This is a genomic window from Wolbachia endosymbiont of Tetranychus urticae (genome assembly GCF_046529255.1).
In the GTDB taxonomy this organism is placed as follows: domain Bacteria; phylum Pseudomonadota; class Alphaproteobacteria; order Rickettsiales; family Anaplasmataceae; genus Wolbachia.
In genome coordinates this window covers 25,066-40,941 of sequence record NZ_CP114181.1, presented here as the reverse complement: position 1 = coordinate 40,941, position 15,876 = coordinate 25,066, and the positions used below count along the sequence as shown (strand labels likewise).

Here is a 15,876-nt window from a genome sequence, read left to right as displayed (position 1 = left end):
TCCTATACTCTTCTTTTTTTCCTTAGTCTACACCCGTTATGAGGTATCGCCGTTTTATCTGCAATTGAAGTGACAGTCAATCCACAATTCCGAAGTGCTTTAACTGCAGCTTCTGCACCAAAACCAGGACCACGAATTATTACAGAAACAACCTTCATACCAAATCTCTCTATTACTTTCTTCGCAGCAGAATCGGCAACCTTACCTGCAGCATAAGGTGTGGATTTTCTCGAACCAGAAAAACCACATGCACCAACAGAAGTCTGGTAAAGCGTATTACCACAAACATCAGTCACATTTACAAAAGTATTATTAAAAGTTGCACGAATATGGACAATACCAGTAATAAACCTTTTTGTATTCTTACCAACCGTTTTAACTTTTTTCATAAAAACTCACGATAATAACAAATTTTATTTTTTTCCAGTAATGGGCAATTTAGATCTGCCTTTACGAGTTTTAGCATTAGTATGGGTTCTTTGTCCCCTCACAGGCAAACCTTTTCTATGCCTTAATCCTCTATAGCAACCGATTTCCATTAAAGATTTTATATCCATAGCTACTTTTTTTCTGAGCTCACCCTCTATGACATATTTTTGCCTAATAAAACTACTAATTTTCTCTATATCTTCATCTTGTAATTCTGAAACACGCTTACGCTCATCAATTTTACAGCTACGACAAATTATATTCGCAGTAGTAATACCTATACCATGTATATAAGTTAATGCAAAAGGAATACACTTCTTCACCGGAACATTTATGCCTGCAACACGTGCCACTGATACCTCGATACTTTATTAATAATAACTCTTAATTTATACCATAAAACAACCTATAGTCAAATCAAATTACAAGAAATTTTACTTTCAATCTCTTGCATTACTCTATCAACACTCAAATTAGCGTTAATTGTTAACAACTTGTCCTTATAATACTCGCGCAAACCCTCTATCTGAGAATGATATTCTCTTATCCTCTTATTAATTGCAAGCATATTAGCATCATCAATTCTCTTCTCCAATCTCGTACTTTTACATTTAGCACAAGTAGTATTCTTAAAAGAAGATATACTATATATACTTTTACAATCCAAACAAGTAAGACGATCTTTTAATCTATCAATTGCAATATTATCGTCAAGCTGCAACTCAATTACAAGATCAACATCCCTATTGCATCTTTTTTGCAAAACTTGAGTTAAAAAATGAGCTTGATTTAAATTTCTTGGAAAACCATCTAACAAAAAATCACCATCTATTAATGCAAGCTGGTCACACAATAATTTACATATAACTTCATCTTGAATTAAATTACCAGATTCAACAGTATCCTTTATTCCTTTACCTAATTTACTCCCACTAGATATAATATTCCTTAATAAATCTCCTACTGAAACTAATTTAAAATTATACTTTGCTATTAACAAACTGGACTGAGTACCCTTACCAGAGCCAGGAGGACCAAAAATTGTAATAATCACTTTAGCCTCCTTGTTTTAGACTCATATTTCTTTATCCAACTATCGTACCTATTTGAAAAAACATAAGATTGTACTTGCATAATAGTATCAGTAATAACGTTAACTATAATCAGCAAGCTCGTCCCACCAAAAATAAATGGTATATCATAATGATACCTCATAATTTCAGGTATAGTACATATTACCACCAAATACGCAGACCCAATAAATGTTAATTTAAAAACTATATCTTGAAGATAATCAGAAGTATGTTTTCCAGGCCCTCTACCAGGAATAAAACCACCATTTTTCCTAAGAAAATCAGCATTTTCCTCTGGATTAAATACAAAATTGGTATAGAAAAAATTAAAAAGTACTATGAGTATTAAGTAAGTTATAATGTACATCACTTTATTTTCCATAAAGTAGTTTAAAATAAAATCAGCAATGGCATGACCCTTATAGAAATTTGCAATTGAAATAGGCGTTAATAAAATTGCGTTAGCAAAAATAGTTGGTATTACACCAGATAAATTGATCTTCAATGGAATGTAAGTAAAATCATCATTATGTAATTTTTTAAACTGTTTTTTGGGATATTGAACAATTACCTTTCTATAAGAAGATTCTGTAAAAATGACTAAAAGGAGCAGTAAAAAAAACAATGCTATAACAAAAAGGGTAGTGAAAAACGACATACTACCATTTTTATTTAATGTTAGCAGAGATGATAAAGCATTATGTAATTCAGACGTTATGCCAGTAAAAATGATTAATGAGATACCATTGCCTATACCGCTCACACTGATCCGCTCACCAAGCCATATTAAAAATACAGTTCCACCTAAAAGGCTAAAGACACCTATAGTACGAAACATAATACCAGGTTCAACTACAACTAATACCCCTTCTATATTCATTCTTTCTAACCCTATTAAGATCGTAATTGATTGAAAGATACAAAACACTATAGTCATATAGCGTATATAAGAGTTCATCTTTCGACGTCCCAACTCTCCGTCATTTTTAATTTCATTGATTCCTTTAACGGCAGAAGATAATAATTGCATAACTATGGATGCAACTATGTATGGCATAACGTTTAACGCCAAGATCGTCATTCTAGCTAAAGCGCCACCAGAAAATAAATTAAATACTCCAAAAACACCAGAACTCTCTTTTGGAAATATATCATTGATTATATCAAGATTAATTCCAGGAATAGGAACATAAGTGCCTAAACGATAACAAACTAAAGCCATTAGAGTAAAAAATATACGCTTTAGTAAATCACTTTTATATAACAGCGTAGAATCCAAACTATTAAATGCAAATTTACTGTTCATGATTTACGATAGTATTTCTACACTACCACCAACTGAAGCTACAGATCTTTTTGCAGCTTCTGATGCAAAATCAACATGAAACACAAATTTTTCGCTTAATTTACCCTTATTAAGAAGTTTGATTTTACTTTTAACAGATCTGATAAAACCTAACTTATGCAGTAGCTTCTTATCTATGATAGAATCCTTGACTATTTTTTTAGCTTCCATTAAGCACTGTACATCCCCAACATTAAATATAGAGTATAAGTTTTTGCGTATAGGCTTAAAACCTCTTTTAGGTAAACGAGTATATATAGACTGCTGTCCACCTTCAAAACCATTTATAGAAACGCCACTTCTCGCTTTCTGCCCTTTATGCCCCCTACCGGATGTTTTACCTTTACCACAACCAATACCTCTACCTAATAATTTAGGCTTCTTTTTCTTAGATAATTTGGTAAATATAGAATTTAATTTTACAGCATCATTCATAGTTTACCTATTTCCAACTATCTCACTAATCTTTTTACCCCTCTTACCTGCCACTTGGCGAGGAGATAACATAACATCAAAAGCCTTAAATACTGCACATATAATATTATGAGGATCATTTGATCTAGTAGACTTAGCTACCACATCCTTTATACCTAATACCTCAAAAACCGACCTCATTGCTCCACCAGCAATAATACCTGTTCCAGCTCTTGCAGCTCTTAAAACTATCTCACCAGAACAGAATTTAGCTTTAATATCATGATGTAAAGTTCTACCTTCACGTAAGTACACCCTAATCATCGACTTCTTTGCAGCATTTAAAGCTTTCACTCTTGCTTCAGCAACCTCTGCGTGTTTACCCATTCCACATCCTACCCTACCCTTACCATCACCAACAACAACCAAAGTTGAAAATGAAAATCTTCTACCACCTTTAGTAACCGTTGTTACCCTTCGGACTGAAACCAAAAGTTCTGATAAATCATTATTATTTTGTAAATTCTTTACAGCCATACTTCAAACCTTCTAAAATTCAAATCCAGAGCTTCTTAAAGCTTCAGCAAATTGAGAAATCAATCCTGTATACTTATATGCCCCCCGATCAAAGACGAACCGCTGCTGCAATTTTGTACTAGGCAGACGCTCAATCAGTAAAGAAGAAACCTGTTTTATAGTTTCAGCATTGACCCTACCTTTACATACATTCCTAATTTTATCATCCAAAGTAGAAGCAGAAGCTAGGGTTGTTCCTTTTGCATCGTTAATCAACTGAACATAGAAATGTTTATTAGACTTAAATATGGATATACGTAAACGCCCAGCGCTCTTATCGAGCTTCGCTCTATTACGAAGTTTCCTTTTTTCATAGCTACTTAAAAAATTATACAATCTTTTCATTTTAATTACTTCTTTTTATTTACAACCTTACGCAGCATAAATTTGCCTTTTATTACAATACCCTTACCTTTATAAGGATCATATTTTCTAATTTTGCATATATCAGAAGCCACCATATAGACTTTTTGCTTATCCATACCGCGAATCACTAAATGAGTTGGCTTTATACACTTAATCTCAACGTCTTTAGGCACTTTATACTTAATATTATGACTATAACCAAGATATAAAGTCAAATACTTATCATCACATTCTGCTTTATACCCCACACCATTAATCTCAAGATCAACAGAAAAATCATTAACCATACCGTTAATCATGTTATTAATATTACTTCTATAAGTGCCCCATATAGATTTTATTTTATCATAATCATCCCTGCCTTGATCAACAGAAAGTAACAATTGATTATCAACCATCTGACACAGAATGCCACTACACAAGTTCAGCTCTTTTTCTGCCCTAACACTTCTTATTAATACCCTACCATTATTATATTCAACTGAAAGATCAGCAGGAATATTGATAGGTGCGGCACCTATACGAGACATACATTTCTCCTATCATTTAAAATACACGACACAAAACTTCTCCACCAACTTTTAATCTACGTGCATTATAATCGGTCATCACTCCTTTCGGTGTAGATATAATAAAAATTCCAAGACCATTATATGCTTTAGAAATGTCCTTACACTTAGAATAATAACGACAACCGGGCTTTGATACCCTAGCTATATCATTAATCACAGGTGATTTATCATAATACTTCAACTGCACAACAAGCGAAGGGATACTATCACTCTCTTGCTTTTCATAATTAAGAATATACCCTTCCTCTTTTAAGATCTTCAATATAGAAGAATTCACTTTAGAGAATAGGACTCTTGTTTCCCTATGCATTGCCAATTGAGCATTACGTATTCTTGTTAAAAAATCACCAATACCATCAGATAACGACACTATTACACTCCTTATATCACATTTACCAACTAGATTTTGTAACCCCTGGAACTTGTCCAAAAGAACACAAATCACGTAAAACAATCCTACATAAACCAAATTTTCTATATACCCCTCTCGGCCTACCAGTTAAAGCGCATCTATTCCTAATTCTGATTTTAGAAGAATCTCTAGGCAATTTTTTAATCAGCTTACTTTGAGCTGCAAACCTTTTTGCAATAGATAAATCCTTATTATTCATTATAGATTTTAATTCTTCCCTTCTCTCCCTATACTGATCGCATAACTTTATTCTACGAAGATTCTTCTGTATCATGGATTTTTTTGCCATATATATTTTCTCTCAATTATCAAAAAAAGGGAATTTAAGAGCCAGTAATAATTCCTTTGCTTCCTTATCACTAACTGCACTTGTTATAATATTAATATCCATGCCTCTAATTTTACTTATTTTATCATAGTCTATTTCTAAAAATGATATATGCTCCTTGATACCAAAGGAAAAATTACCATGACCATCAAATTGCTTCACACTAAACCCTCTAAAATCTTTTTCCCTTGGCAAAGCAATATATATTAATCTTTCTAAGAATTCATACATTTTGTTTCTACGCAAAGTCACTTTACAACCTACAGTTGCACCTTTTCTAATTTTGAAACCAGAAATAGATTTTTTTGCAAAGGTTAACACAGGCTTTTGCCCAGCAATCGAATGTAGATTATCAAATGGCTCATTTATCGCTTTATTGTCCGTAGCAGCATCTCCAACGCCCATATTGATACAGACCTTGACAAGTTTAGGCACTTGCATTACATTGCCATAATTAAACTTATCCTTTAAGGATTTTACTATATTATCTTTATACAACTGTTTAAACATATTAACCTAATCTATCACTTCTCCAGAAACTTTTGCAAAACGCACTTTTCTACCATCTATAACCTTAAATCCTACTTTAGTTGGAGTTTTATACTTAGGATCCAATATTGCAACATTGGATACATCAATAGCTAACTCTTTATTCAATATACCACCACCACTACCAGCTCTTGGTTTAGTATGTCTCTTACACACATTCACGCCAGAAACAACTACTTTCTTTTTAGCATCACGTATTATAACTTTGATTACCTTACCAATTTTTCTCTTATCTTTACCAGTTAAAACTATAATATCATCACCACTTTTTATTTTAGCACTCATTATAAAACCTCATCAGCTAATGACATTATTTTCATAAAAGAACCAGATAATAACTTTTTTACTGGACCAAACACCCGAGTGCCAAGTGGTTCACCTTGATCATTAATTAAAACCACAGCATTGCTAGAAAAACGAATTACAGAACCATCAGATTTCTTAACACTATTTTTTACTCTAACAACAACTGCTTTATATACTTTTCCTTTTTCAACTTTACCTTTTGGGTTAATAGACTTAGTAGATATAATAATCGTATCACCTACAGATGCAGATTTCCTACCACCTAACAAGCCAATACAAAGCACTGCACGCGCACCAGAATTATCAGCTACTTCTAACAATGTATTTTTTTGAATCATATAAATACCTATTCCTTTTTAGCTATTGATAACAACCCATTTTTTAGTAACAGAAATAGGCTTATGTTCCTGTATTAAAACCCTATCTCCCTTTTTGCAACTATTATTCTCATCATGTGCTGTATACTTCTTGTATTTTTTAATAACTTTTTTATACAGCCTATCCTTATACACTTGTAACACCGAAACCTTTACAGTCTTATCAGACTCAGCATTAGTTACGACACCACAAAAAACCTTCTTAGGCATTTTTTCCCTCTCTCTTTCTTCTATTTAATACAGTTAGACTACGAGCTATGCTCTTTCTTATTAAGCTAAAACGCGAAAAATTGTTGCACTGGCCCAGCTTTTTTTGAAAAGCCAAATTAACAAATTCTTTCCTCAAATTCATAAGAAGTTCATGTAATCCTTGTGAAGATTCTGATTCAAATTTAACTATATCCATTGCAACTCCATTCAATTATGATTAGATATAAATTTACACTTCATAGGAAGCTTAGTAGTCGCTTTTTCAAGCGCCAATCTTGCTAAATGCATGGGAACATCACTACTAATTTCAAACAAAACCCTACCGGGCTTAGCTTTAAATACCCAAAATTCAACACTACCTTTCCCTTTACCCATACGTACATCTGCTGGCTTTTTACTAACCGGGGTATCAGGAAAAATTCTTATCCACACTTTACCAGAACGTTTTAACGTTCTAGATATTACGCGCCTTGCAGTTTCAATATGCTTAGACTGAACCTTACCTACTTCCATAGCTTTTAATCCATAATCTCCAAAAGACAGCGTGCTACCACCCTTAGCATTACCCTTGATTCTCCCCTTAAATACCTTTTTATATTTACTCTTTTTGGGAACAAACATTTCAATATACCTTAACTACCAACATAAACCCAAACTTTAACTCCTATAATACCACATATAGTCTTGGCTTCACAAAAAGCATAATCTATATTAGCACGCAAAGTGTGTAAAGGCAAACGACCTTCTTTGTACCATTCAGTACGAGCTATTTCAGCTCCGCCAAGACGCCCAGAGCAACTTACTTTAATACCCTCAGCACCCATCTTCAAACAATTTTGAATAGCTTTTCTCATCGCTCTTCTACATGAAATCCTTTTTTCTAGCTGATGTGTAATACTCCTTGATATTAAAACTGCATCTATTTCAGACTTTTTAACTCCTACTACATTCACTTCAACACTACTTTCTACTTTTTTAGCTATTTTTTGCTTTATCTTCTCAACATCCAAACCTTTCTTACCTATTATAACCCCAGGTTTAGAAGAATGTATTATTACAGACACTAAAGTAACTGTACGCTCTACAGTTACTTTAGAAATACCAGCATGCTTAAAGGATTTATTTATATAACTGCGAATAAATAGATCTTGATGCAATTTCTGTTTATAATCGTCCGTAGCACACCAAACAGAATCCCAGGTATTACTATTTATTTGCAATCTAAATACTTTAGGATTAACCTTCTGTCCCATATTTTTATACTTTCCTTATTAGTTTTCCATTTCTATAAATCATACAATTTCTTTCAATTTTATAGTTATATTACTATAAAATTTGCTCATTCTATTAGCCCTACCCATAGCTTTTGGATATACTCTACGCAAAGTAAGTGACTTACCTATTAAAATTTCCTTTATATATAAATTATCAACGTTCAATCCATAATTATTTTGAGCATTAGCAACTGCAGAATTCAACACCTTCATTATAAAACCGGCAGCCTTTTTTTCACAAAATCTTAATTGTACATTAGCAAAAGAAACTTTTTTATTACGCACTAAATCAGCAACCAAATTTAATTTGCGAGGAGTTGATCTTAAAACCTTAGAACTAGCCTCAACTATTATATCCCTATTTTTCATATCAATTGCCTACCTTCTTGTTGCCTTTTTATCACCACCATGCCCAGTAAATTTACGAGTAGGTGAAAATTCACCGAATTTATGACCTATCATATTCTGATTATCAACACTAACAGGAATGTAATCTTTACCATTATAAACAGCAAATTTTAAACCCAAACAATTAGGAAGAATTACAGAAGCCCTGGAATGAATTTTTATCACCTTATTAATAGAACCCTCTTTTAAAGCTCTCTGAACTAATCTTAGTACAGATGGGTGTAAAAAAGGTGGTTTCCATACAGATCTACTCATAAATTAACCTTTCAATTTTTTTATATACTTATCACTAGATTTATTTTTTTTCCTAGTTTTGTTTCCTTTTGTTGCAATACCCCAAGGAGTAACAGGATGACGACCACCAGAAGTTTTTCCCTCTCCGCCTCCATGAGGATGGTCAACCGGATTCATTGCAACTCCACGTACAGTAGGTCTAATCCCAAGCCACCTACTTCTCCCAGCTTTACCCAACTTTCTATTCTTATGGTCAGGGTTAGATACTACACCAACAGTAGCCTTGCAAGAAGATAAAACCAACCTAATTTGACCAGACCTAAGCCGCAATAAAACATATTGACCATCACGACCAACAATTTGCGCACAACAACCCGCAGCTCTAGCAATTACAGCACCACCACCTGGCTTCAATTCAACGTTATGAACAAAAGAACCAACAGGTATATATTTCAACAACAAACAATTCCCTGGCAGAATATCAGCATCATCTCCAGCTGCCACAACATCACCAGGCTTCATACCTTGAGGAGCTAATATATAAGATTTAATATCATCTTCCTTATATGATATTAATGCTAAAAACCCACTTCTATTTGGATCATACTCTATTTTCTCAACTATACCTTGATCACTTCTGCTACGTTTAAAATCTATAACTCTATACTTCTTCTTGTGACCACCACCCCTGTGACGAGTTGTAATTCTACCATGATTATTTCTTCCACCACTGGATTTCTTACCAAATACAAGAGACTTCTCCGGCTTATCTTTTGATAAGCCAATTTTACTTATTAATATAGTCCCACGAGAAGACGGAGTAACAGGATTAAAAAATTTCATACCCATATTAAACGCTCATTATATCTAATTTTTGACCATCTATCAAAGAAAAATAAACCTTTTTTCTCTGTTTTTTACAACCAACCACACCCCTGAAACGTCTATATTTAGGTTTAACTCTAATAACATTTATAGAAGAAATTCTGACATTAAATAAAGACTCTATTGCCGATTTTATTTGACGCTTATTTACATTTACAAAAACATACAAAGAGTATTTATTAAATTTCTCTCTTAAAAGAGAAGCCTTTTCTGTGATTACAGGAGATTTTATTATATTATTATATTTAATCATAACAATCTACCTTCAAGATGCTTTAAAGTGTCTTTTGTTAACATCACGCATTCATGATTCAATATATCAAAAACATTTAACCCAATAGGTTTGATTAAATCTACATAATGCAAATTTTTAGCAGCACGTAACAAATCATCTCCATAATCACCAACTATTAAAAAAGAAGAAAATTTAAAATTTTTAATATATTCACACATTTTAGATGTTTTCTTCACATCAACATTTAAACTATCAAGAACAATAACTTGATTATTTAAATATTTTAGAGATAAAGCAATTTTCAAACCAGATTTACGTACTTTTTTATTAAGAGAATAAGCATGACTCCTCACAACAGGACCAAAAATAATTCCACCACCTCTAAACTGAGGAGATCGCAAGCTCCCCTGTCTCGCCCTACCGGTACGTTTTTGACCATACGGCTTAGCTGTTGTACCAGAAACATCACTGATACCCTTTGTTTTATGAGCACCAACTCTTCTCTTTGCTAATTGCCATCTCACTATATCATGCAAAATACTCAATTTTTGCTTGGCAGAAAATATCAAGGGATTAAGCTCAACACTACCTACATTATTATTAGATAGATCAACTAATTCACATTCCATAACTAACTCACCAAATTATTAGCATCATCACTCATATTCAACAGCAGACCTGCTGGAAAAGGAACATCTTTATGTAAAGGCTTTTTAACCGCATCTCTCACAAAAACATAAGAGTTTTTAAACCCAGGAACATTATTACCCTTTACAGCAATTATGCTATTTTCATAATCAATGGATAATATTTTCATATTCTGTACAGTTACTCTGCTATTACCTAAATGACCAGCCATTTTCTTCCCCTTGAATACTCTACCAGGATCTTGACATTGACCAGTAGAACCTTGTGATCTATGAGCAATAGAAACGCCATGAGATGCCCTAAGCCCACTGAAGTTATGCCGCTTCATCACACCAGCAAACCCTTTACCTAAAGAATAACCCGTAATGTCAAGATATTGACCAACTACAAAATGATTAACCCCCACCTTTTTACCACATTCTATTCCGAATAGATCAGTTAATCTACTTTCGTATAATTTACATTTACCATTTACACCCTTTTTCTTTAAATATTCCAACTGAGGTTTTGCTATTTTTTTTAAATCCCCTGTGCCTAAAATGACTGAATTGTAGCCACATTTATCTTGTCCTTTTATATCGATAATATAAGTTTCGCTGAGATGCAATAAGGTTACAGCCATGCGACTATTATCAAAATACATAGCAGTATGGCCAACATTCGTCATTAACAAACCAATCCTCCTAAGCGAATTTATTCTCTTCATTTCCTTTTCCTAAATACTAACTTCCTTAACCTTTAAATCCACTTCTACACCAGCAGAAAAAGATAAATCTGCAAGCATCTTCATCATAGTAGAAGTAGGATTATGTACAATAATTAACCGCTTAGAAATTCTCATTTCAAATTGCTCACGAGATTTTTTATCAACATGAGGAGACCTATTAACAGTAAATTTAGAATCTTTTCTTGGTAACGCAATCGGACCAGATAAATCTGCATTAAACTGCTTTAATTGATCAATAAACTCGTGAATACACTTTTCCAATAAAGAACAATCGAAAGCTTTGATTCTAATATATATATCTTGCTTCATCTTATTTATTATACTCATTCTAAAATTTCCGAAACAACGCCAGAACCAACAGTTCTACCACCTTCTCTTATCGCAAAACGTAATCCTTTATCCATTGCTATTGGTACTTGCAACTCCACTTCTATACTTACATTGTCCCCTGGCATTACCATCTCCTTTCCATCTAGCAATTTTATGCTCCCAGTTACATCCGTTGTCCTTAAATAAAACTGCGGCTGATAATTTCCAAAAAATGGTGTATGCCTTCCTCCTTCTTCTTTCTTCAATATATATACCTCCGCATTAAATTTCTTATGCGGGGTTATTGTCCCTGGTTTTGCCAATACTTGCCCTCTCTCCACTTCTTCTCTCTTTGTTCCTCTTAGTAGTATTCCTACATTGAGTCCTGCACTTCCCTTATCTAGCAACTTCTTAAACATCTCAACACCAGTACATATCGTCTTTTGCGTCGCTTTCAGACCTATTATCTCTATCTCATCCCCTGTCTTTATCTCCCCCTTCTCTATTCTTCCTGTTACTACCGTCCCTCGGCCCGATATTGAAAATACATCTTCTATTGGCAACAAAAACGGCAAATCTATAGGCCTTGGAGGCACTGCCACATACTCATCTAACTTCTCCATCAATTTATCTATCGATTTCTTTCCATACTCACTACTATCATCCTCTAATGCTTTTAACGCAGACCCAACTATCATAGGCACTTCATCACCTGGAAATCCATACTTACTCAGCAACTCTCTCACTTCCATTTCTACCAAATCTATCATATCAGCATCAGCAACATCAGCTTTATTTATATACACCACGATATATCCAACACCCACCTGTTTTGCCAGCAATATATGCTCTCTCGTTTGTGGCATCGGCCCATCAACCCCTGACACTACCAATATCGCTGCATCCATCTGTGCTGCACCTACTATCATATTCTTTACATAATCAGCATGTCCAGGGCAATCAACGTGTGCATAGTGTCTCTTTTCTGTTTGATATTCAACATGCGCTGTTGCTATTGTTATCCCTCTCTTTCTTTCTTCTGGCGCTTTATCTATTTGATCATATGCTACAAAGTTACCATAATGCTTTGTTATCGCCGCTGTTAACGTTGTCTTCCCATGATCCACATGTCCTATCGTTCCCACGTTTACATGCGGCTTTCCAAATGCTTCTACTATCGCTGTCATAATCTTAACTCTTCTACCTAAAATACAAATACATCAATAAATAATATGTTGATTTTATATAAATACAACAAAAAAAAAGAGCGGATAGTGGGAATCGAACCCACGTCACTAGCTTGGAAGGCTAGAGCTCTACCATTGAGCTATACCCGCAATACCCGCACAATGGAGGAGGTAGGATTCGAACCTACGTACGCAATGCGGACAGATTTACAGTCTGTTACCTTTAACCACTCGGTCACTCCTCCACAAAAATCTGTTAAGAGAACACTACCTTAACTTAAGTTTTATTATTCCTAATATTAAACATCCAAATCCAAAAGATCAAGTAATAAAAGCTAATCTAACTGATTTCAGTTAGATTAGCTTTTATATAACAAAATATTGTCAATAAAACGCCCAAATAAATAATGTGAATCATGTGTACCTGGCGCTTCTTCTGGATGGTATTGAGTAGAAAAGACTGGGTAATCCTTCATCATTATCCCCTCTACACTATTATCAAATAGAGAAATATGAGTAACTTCAACGTTACTTGGAAGAGAAGCTGAATCAACAACAAAACCATGATTTTGGCTAGTTATCTCAACTTTTTTACTCTCCAGATCATAAACTGGATGATTACTCCCTCGATGACCAATATCCATCTTGACAGTCTTTGCTCCCAAAGTAACTGCAAGTAATTGATGGCCCAGGCATATGCCAAAAACTGGTATTTTAGATTTCACAATAATTTCTATTTCTGAAATTACACTCTCTCCTATCTCTTGTGGATCACCAGGGCCATTTGAAAGCACTATACCATCTGGATTCATGCTTAATATTTTGTGAGCAAAACCTGTATCTGGTTTGACTAATTCAACCGTACAATCAAGTTCTACTAAGCGTGAGATTATACTATTTTTTACACCGAAATCAACAATTACAACCCTATATTTTGCATTAAGAACGCTTTGAAAGTTATTACTTAAACTGACTTTCTTAGTTATTTCTATTCCATTTACAGATTTGTATTTCTTCAATTCATCTAATATATGTGCCTCACTTGACGGACATATCATTCCATTTTGAGATCCATGTTTTCTCAAATATCTCGTCAAAGCTCTAGTATCAATTCCCGATATCCCAACTACATTATTTTTCTCCAACCAATCATTTAAACTAATATATGAAGAAGAGTGAGACATAGGAGAAAGTTCACGCATAACCACACCACTTGCAAAAATTTTCTCTCCTTCATTATCTTTATGATTTATTCCAACATTACCAATATGAGGAAAAGTGAACGCTATGATTTGATTAGCAAAAGAAGGATCGGTTATAGTATGTTGATACCCGGTCATACCAGTGATAAAACAAACTTCACCTATACATTTGCCCTTTTTACCTACCGATCTTCCCCAAAAGCACTTGCCATCTTGTAAAACTAAAGCTGCATCCTGCATTTAATTCTCTCAACTCATTTAAAATATTATATAAGAATTTTAAATTACAAGTAAGCAAATACTAAGTTTCCCTTTAACTTTATATAAAATTCAAAATTATAAGTAGCTTTCTTTTTTTATTATTTAGCAAAATTATAGCAAACTTAACTTGTGTGAATAGGCAATAGTCATTACATTCATACTTCACGTTATGTAAATTCACATGGATAGAAAAACTTGTCTCATACAGGAGCATCATCTGGCATTGGAGAAAGTCTAGCACATTTGCTCATTAAAGATGGATGGTTTGTGATTAGCATTGCAAGACGCACTGAAAAACTGGAAAAATTAAAAGAAGAATTAGGTAGTAATTTTTTATCTATAACGTGCGATGTAAGCAAAAGTAAAAATATTAAAAACTCGTTTGATTTTTTAAAAAAGCAAAATATTATACCAAATCTCTTTTTTCTTAATGCAGGATGTGGCGAAATAGAAGATAAGTTTCATACCAACATTCATAGAAAAACATTTGAAACCAATTATTTTGGCGTTATCAACTGGATTGAAGAATGGATTCATCATAATTCCTTGGCAACTTTTGCGGTTATACCTTCTCTTGTTGCTATGCATGCAACACCACATGCTTCTGCATACTGTGCCAGCAAAGCAGCACTAAAAAGTTGTTTTCAATCACTAAAAATCCAACATACTAACAGTAGCACAAAGTTTATCACTATAATGCCAGGACCAGTAAAAACAGATATATTTAAGTCTAATAAACCACTTCCCTTCATATGGGAGCCAGAAAAAGCTGCAGCATATATTTTAAAAAGTATATTTAAAGGAAAGAAAGTTATAGCTTTTCCAATTTTCTGGCGGTTATTTTTTCATATTTTACAAATTCTTCCCACTAAAATGACTGCAAGAATCTTACGATAATCACCAAATCTACCATCTTGTAAAGCTAAAGCTCTTCAAAACTCAATCGCAAGCTTCTCCATACAAAAACATCTTGACTATTGCATGTTTCACACTATATGAATAAATTGTTAATGAAAGTGGAGGGTTGCAATGTCTAGTAATACAGATCAGTCTAAAAAAATAAATGAGAAATGGTTATTTATAGGAGGTGCTTCATTGTTTCTTGTAATAATGCTACCATCACTTTTTCTCTTAGCAAAAATAGCTGTGATGTTTGTTATAATCTCAACTACAGCAATAGCAATAAAAATTGCCTCAAAAGCAATATCAAACGTTTTAGAGGATAAAGAGAATCAATCAACACAAAATAAAATTATAAACCTAGCTATTGGAGCGGTGTCCATACTTGCAGGTGGGCTATCATTACTTATTACAGCAAAAGTTGGTTTCATCGCAATATGTTCAACTATAGCTATTTTAGCTCTGTATGAATATATTAAAGATGAAAAAATAGGTAAGGATATAAATGATAAATTCGATGAAATAGCTAATAATACAACTGAGTTTTGCATCAACAGCATTGAAAAACTTATTCCATCACAAAGTTGTGAAGTGTAATCTTTTGTTTATAAATTTTTAGATGCATGGTTAACGTATAAACACTGAAATC

28 protein-coding genes and 2 tRNA genes are annotated in these 15,876 nt (G+C 33.5%); 2 read left to right on the top strand and 28 right to left on the bottom strand.

Going from position 1 to position 15,876, the window contains the following annotated elements; all coding sequences use genetic code 11:
- Window positions 1-2: 2 nt before the first annotated feature.
- The 28 genes from rpsK to carA form a co-directional block, all read right to left on the bottom strand.
- Complete coding sequence (rpsK, locus tag O1Q06_RS00285; protein ID WP_006012273.1) at window positions 3-389, bottom strand: 30S ribosomal protein S11; 387 nt, start codon at window positions 387-389, stop codon at window positions 3-5.
- Between the two features lie 24 nt (window positions 390-413).
- A complete protein-coding gene (gene rpsM, locus O1Q06_RS00280) occupies window positions 414-782 on the bottom strand; it encodes a 30S ribosomal protein S13 (RefSeq protein ID WP_410542700.1) in 369 nt (122 codons plus the stop codon).
- A 59-nt stretch (window positions 783-841) separates the two neighbouring features.
- Window positions 842-1,483, bottom strand: a complete 642-nt coding sequence (locus O1Q06_RS00275; protein ID WP_052265056.1) for an adenylate kinase family protein — start codon at window positions 1,481-1,483, stop codon at window positions 842-844.
- Window positions 1,480-2,808, bottom strand: a complete 1,329-nt coding sequence (gene secY, locus O1Q06_RS00270) for a preprotein translocase subunit SecY (RefSeq protein ID WP_410542699.1) — start codon at window positions 2,806-2,808, stop codon at window positions 1,480-1,482. The genes O1Q06_RS00275 and secY overlap by 4 nt, the downstream gene beginning before the upstream one ends.
- A 3-nt stretch (window positions 2,809-2,811) precedes the next feature.
- Window positions 2,812-3,282, bottom strand: a complete 471-nt coding sequence (gene rplO, locus O1Q06_RS00265; RefSeq protein WP_410542698.1) for a 50S ribosomal protein L15 — start codon at window positions 3,280-3,282, stop codon at window positions 2,812-2,814.
- 3 nt (window positions 3,283-3,285) lie between these two features.
- Window positions 3,286-3,798, bottom strand: coding sequence for a 30S ribosomal protein S5 (gene rpsE / locus O1Q06_RS00260; protein ID WP_410542697.1), 513 nt, complete (start codon window positions 3,796-3,798; stop codon window positions 3,286-3,288).
- A gap of 12 nt (window positions 3,799-3,810) precedes the next feature.
- Window positions 3,811-4,182: a 50S ribosomal protein L18 gene (gene rplR, locus O1Q06_RS00255; RefSeq protein WP_213863922.1), complete on the bottom strand. Its 372-nt coding sequence runs from the start codon at window positions 4,180-4,182 to the stop codon at window positions 3,811-3,813.
- A gap of 5 nt (window positions 4,183-4,187) precedes the next feature.
- A complete protein-coding gene (gene rplF / locus O1Q06_RS00250) occupies window positions 4,188-4,733 on the bottom strand; it encodes a 50S ribosomal protein L6 (protein ID WP_410542696.1) in 546 nt (181 codons plus the stop codon).
- Window positions 4,734-4,749: 16 nt separating this feature from the next.
- On the bottom strand, window positions 4,750-5,145 hold the full coding sequence (rpsH, locus tag O1Q06_RS00245) for a 30S ribosomal protein S8 (RefSeq protein WP_007302546.1): 396 nt from the start codon (window positions 5,143-5,145) through the stop codon (window positions 4,750-4,752).
- A gap of 22 nt (window positions 5,146-5,167) precedes the next feature.
- Window positions 5,168-5,476, bottom strand: a complete 309-nt coding sequence (gene rpsN, locus O1Q06_RS00240; RefSeq protein WP_007302545.1) for a 30S ribosomal protein S14 — start codon at window positions 5,474-5,476, stop codon at window positions 5,168-5,170.
- Between the two features lie 12 nt (window positions 5,477-5,488).
- A complete protein-coding gene (rplE, locus tag O1Q06_RS00235; protein ID WP_410542695.1) occupies window positions 5,489-6,025 on the bottom strand; it encodes a 50S ribosomal protein L5 in 537 nt (178 codons plus the stop codon).
- 6 nt (window positions 6,026-6,031) lie between these two features.
- The gene (gene rplX / locus O1Q06_RS00230; protein WP_410542694.1) at window positions 6,032-6,349 is read right to left on the bottom strand and encodes a 50S ribosomal protein L24; all 318 of its coding nucleotides are present in this window, start codon (window positions 6,347-6,349) and stop codon (window positions 6,032-6,034) included.
- Entirely contained in the window at window positions 6,349-6,708 is a 360-nt protein-coding gene (gene rplN / locus O1Q06_RS00225) for a 50S ribosomal protein L14 (protein ID WP_007302542.1), read from the bottom strand. The genes rplX and rplN overlap by 1 nt, the downstream gene beginning before the upstream one ends.
- A gap of 18 nt (window positions 6,709-6,726) precedes the next feature.
- Complete coding sequence (gene rpsQ, locus O1Q06_RS00220; protein WP_010404696.1) at window positions 6,727-6,957, bottom strand: 30S ribosomal protein S17; 231 nt, start codon at window positions 6,955-6,957, stop codon at window positions 6,727-6,729.
- Window positions 6,950-7,153: a 50S ribosomal protein L29 gene (gene rpmC, locus O1Q06_RS00215; protein ID WP_410542693.1), complete on the bottom strand. Its 204-nt coding sequence runs from the start codon at window positions 7,151-7,153 to the stop codon at window positions 6,950-6,952. The genes rpsQ and rpmC overlap by 8 nt, the downstream gene beginning before the upstream one ends.
- An 11-nt stretch (window positions 7,154-7,164) precedes the next feature.
- Entirely contained in the window at window positions 7,165-7,578 is a 414-nt protein-coding gene (rplP, locus tag O1Q06_RS00210) for a 50S ribosomal protein L16 (protein ID WP_410542692.1), read from the bottom strand.
- 11 nt (window positions 7,579-7,589) lie between these two features.
- Window positions 7,590-8,210, bottom strand: coding sequence for a 30S ribosomal protein S3 (gene rpsC / locus O1Q06_RS00205; RefSeq protein WP_410542691.1), 621 nt, complete (start codon window positions 8,208-8,210; stop codon window positions 7,590-7,592).
- Window positions 8,211-8,249: 39 nt separating this feature from the next.
- On the bottom strand, window positions 8,250-8,600 hold the full coding sequence (gene rplV, locus O1Q06_RS00200; protein WP_410542690.1) for a 50S ribosomal protein L22: 351 nt from the start codon (window positions 8,598-8,600) through the stop codon (window positions 8,250-8,252).
- Between the two features lie 9 nt (window positions 8,601-8,609).
- A complete protein-coding gene (rpsS, locus tag O1Q06_RS00195) occupies window positions 8,610-8,894 on the bottom strand; it encodes a 30S ribosomal protein S19 (RefSeq protein WP_010404687.1) in 285 nt (94 codons plus the stop codon).
- Between the two features lie 3 nt (window positions 8,895-8,897).
- Window positions 8,898-9,722, bottom strand: coding sequence for a 50S ribosomal protein L2 (rplB, locus tag O1Q06_RS00190; RefSeq protein WP_410542689.1), 825 nt, complete (start codon window positions 9,720-9,722; stop codon window positions 8,898-8,900).
- A 1-nt stretch (window position 9,723) separates the two neighbouring features.
- A complete protein-coding gene (locus O1Q06_RS00185; RefSeq protein WP_010404680.1) occupies window positions 9,724-10,011 on the bottom strand; it encodes a 50S ribosomal protein L23 in 288 nt (95 codons plus the stop codon).
- Window positions 10,008-10,622 carry a 50S ribosomal protein L4 gene (gene rplD, locus O1Q06_RS00180; protein WP_410542688.1) on the bottom strand — a complete coding sequence of 205 codons (615 nt, stop codon included), beginning with the start codon at window positions 10,620-10,622 and terminating at the stop codon, window positions 10,008-10,010. Before rplD ends, O1Q06_RS00185 begins: the two co-directional genes overlap by 4 nt.
- Window positions 10,623-10,624: 2 nt before the next feature.
- Window positions 10,625-11,347: a 50S ribosomal protein L3 gene (gene rplC / locus O1Q06_RS00175; protein WP_410542687.1), complete on the bottom strand. Its 723-nt coding sequence runs from the start codon at window positions 11,345-11,347 to the stop codon at window positions 10,625-10,627.
- 9 nt (window positions 11,348-11,356) lie between these two features.
- Window positions 11,357-11,677, bottom strand: coding sequence for a 30S ribosomal protein S10 (gene rpsJ, locus O1Q06_RS00170; protein WP_410542686.1), 321 nt, complete (start codon window positions 11,675-11,677; stop codon window positions 11,357-11,359).
- Window positions 11,678-11,691: 14 nt separating this feature from the next.
- Window positions 11,692-12,864, bottom strand: coding sequence for an elongation factor Tu (tuf, locus tag O1Q06_RS00165; protein WP_007301992.1), 1,173 nt, complete (start codon window positions 12,862-12,864; stop codon window positions 11,692-11,694).
- 79 nt (window positions 12,865-12,943) lie between these two features.
- Window positions 12,944-13,014, bottom strand: a tRNA-Gly gene (locus O1Q06_RS00160).
- A 13-nt stretch (window positions 13,015-13,027) separates the two neighbouring features.
- Window positions 13,028-13,109: transfer RNA gene (locus tag O1Q06_RS00155), tRNA-Tyr, on the bottom strand.
- A 114-nt stretch (window positions 13,110-13,223) separates the two neighbouring features.
- Window positions 13,224-14,306: a glutamine-hydrolyzing carbamoyl-phosphate synthase small subunit gene (gene carA, locus O1Q06_RS00150; protein WP_410542685.1), complete on the bottom strand. Its 1,083-nt coding sequence runs from the start codon at window positions 14,304-14,306 to the stop codon at window positions 13,224-13,226.
- A 216-nt stretch (window positions 14,307-14,522) separates the two neighbouring features.
- Between carA and O1Q06_RS00145 the strand changes: the two genes are divergently transcribed.
- Together O1Q06_RS00145 and O1Q06_RS00140 are read left to right on the top strand one after the other, a co-directional pair.
- Complete coding sequence (locus O1Q06_RS00145; protein WP_410542684.1) at window positions 14,523-15,224, top strand: SDR family NAD(P)-dependent oxidoreductase; 702 nt, start codon at window positions 14,523-14,525, stop codon at window positions 15,222-15,224.
- Between the two features lie 132 nt (window positions 15,225-15,356).
- Window positions 15,357-15,824 (top strand): hypothetical protein, encoded by a 468-nt coding sequence (locus tag O1Q06_RS00140; RefSeq protein ID WP_410542682.1) that lies wholly within the window; start codon window positions 15,357-15,359, stop codon window positions 15,822-15,824.
- Window positions 15,825-15,876: the final 52 nt, after the last annotated feature.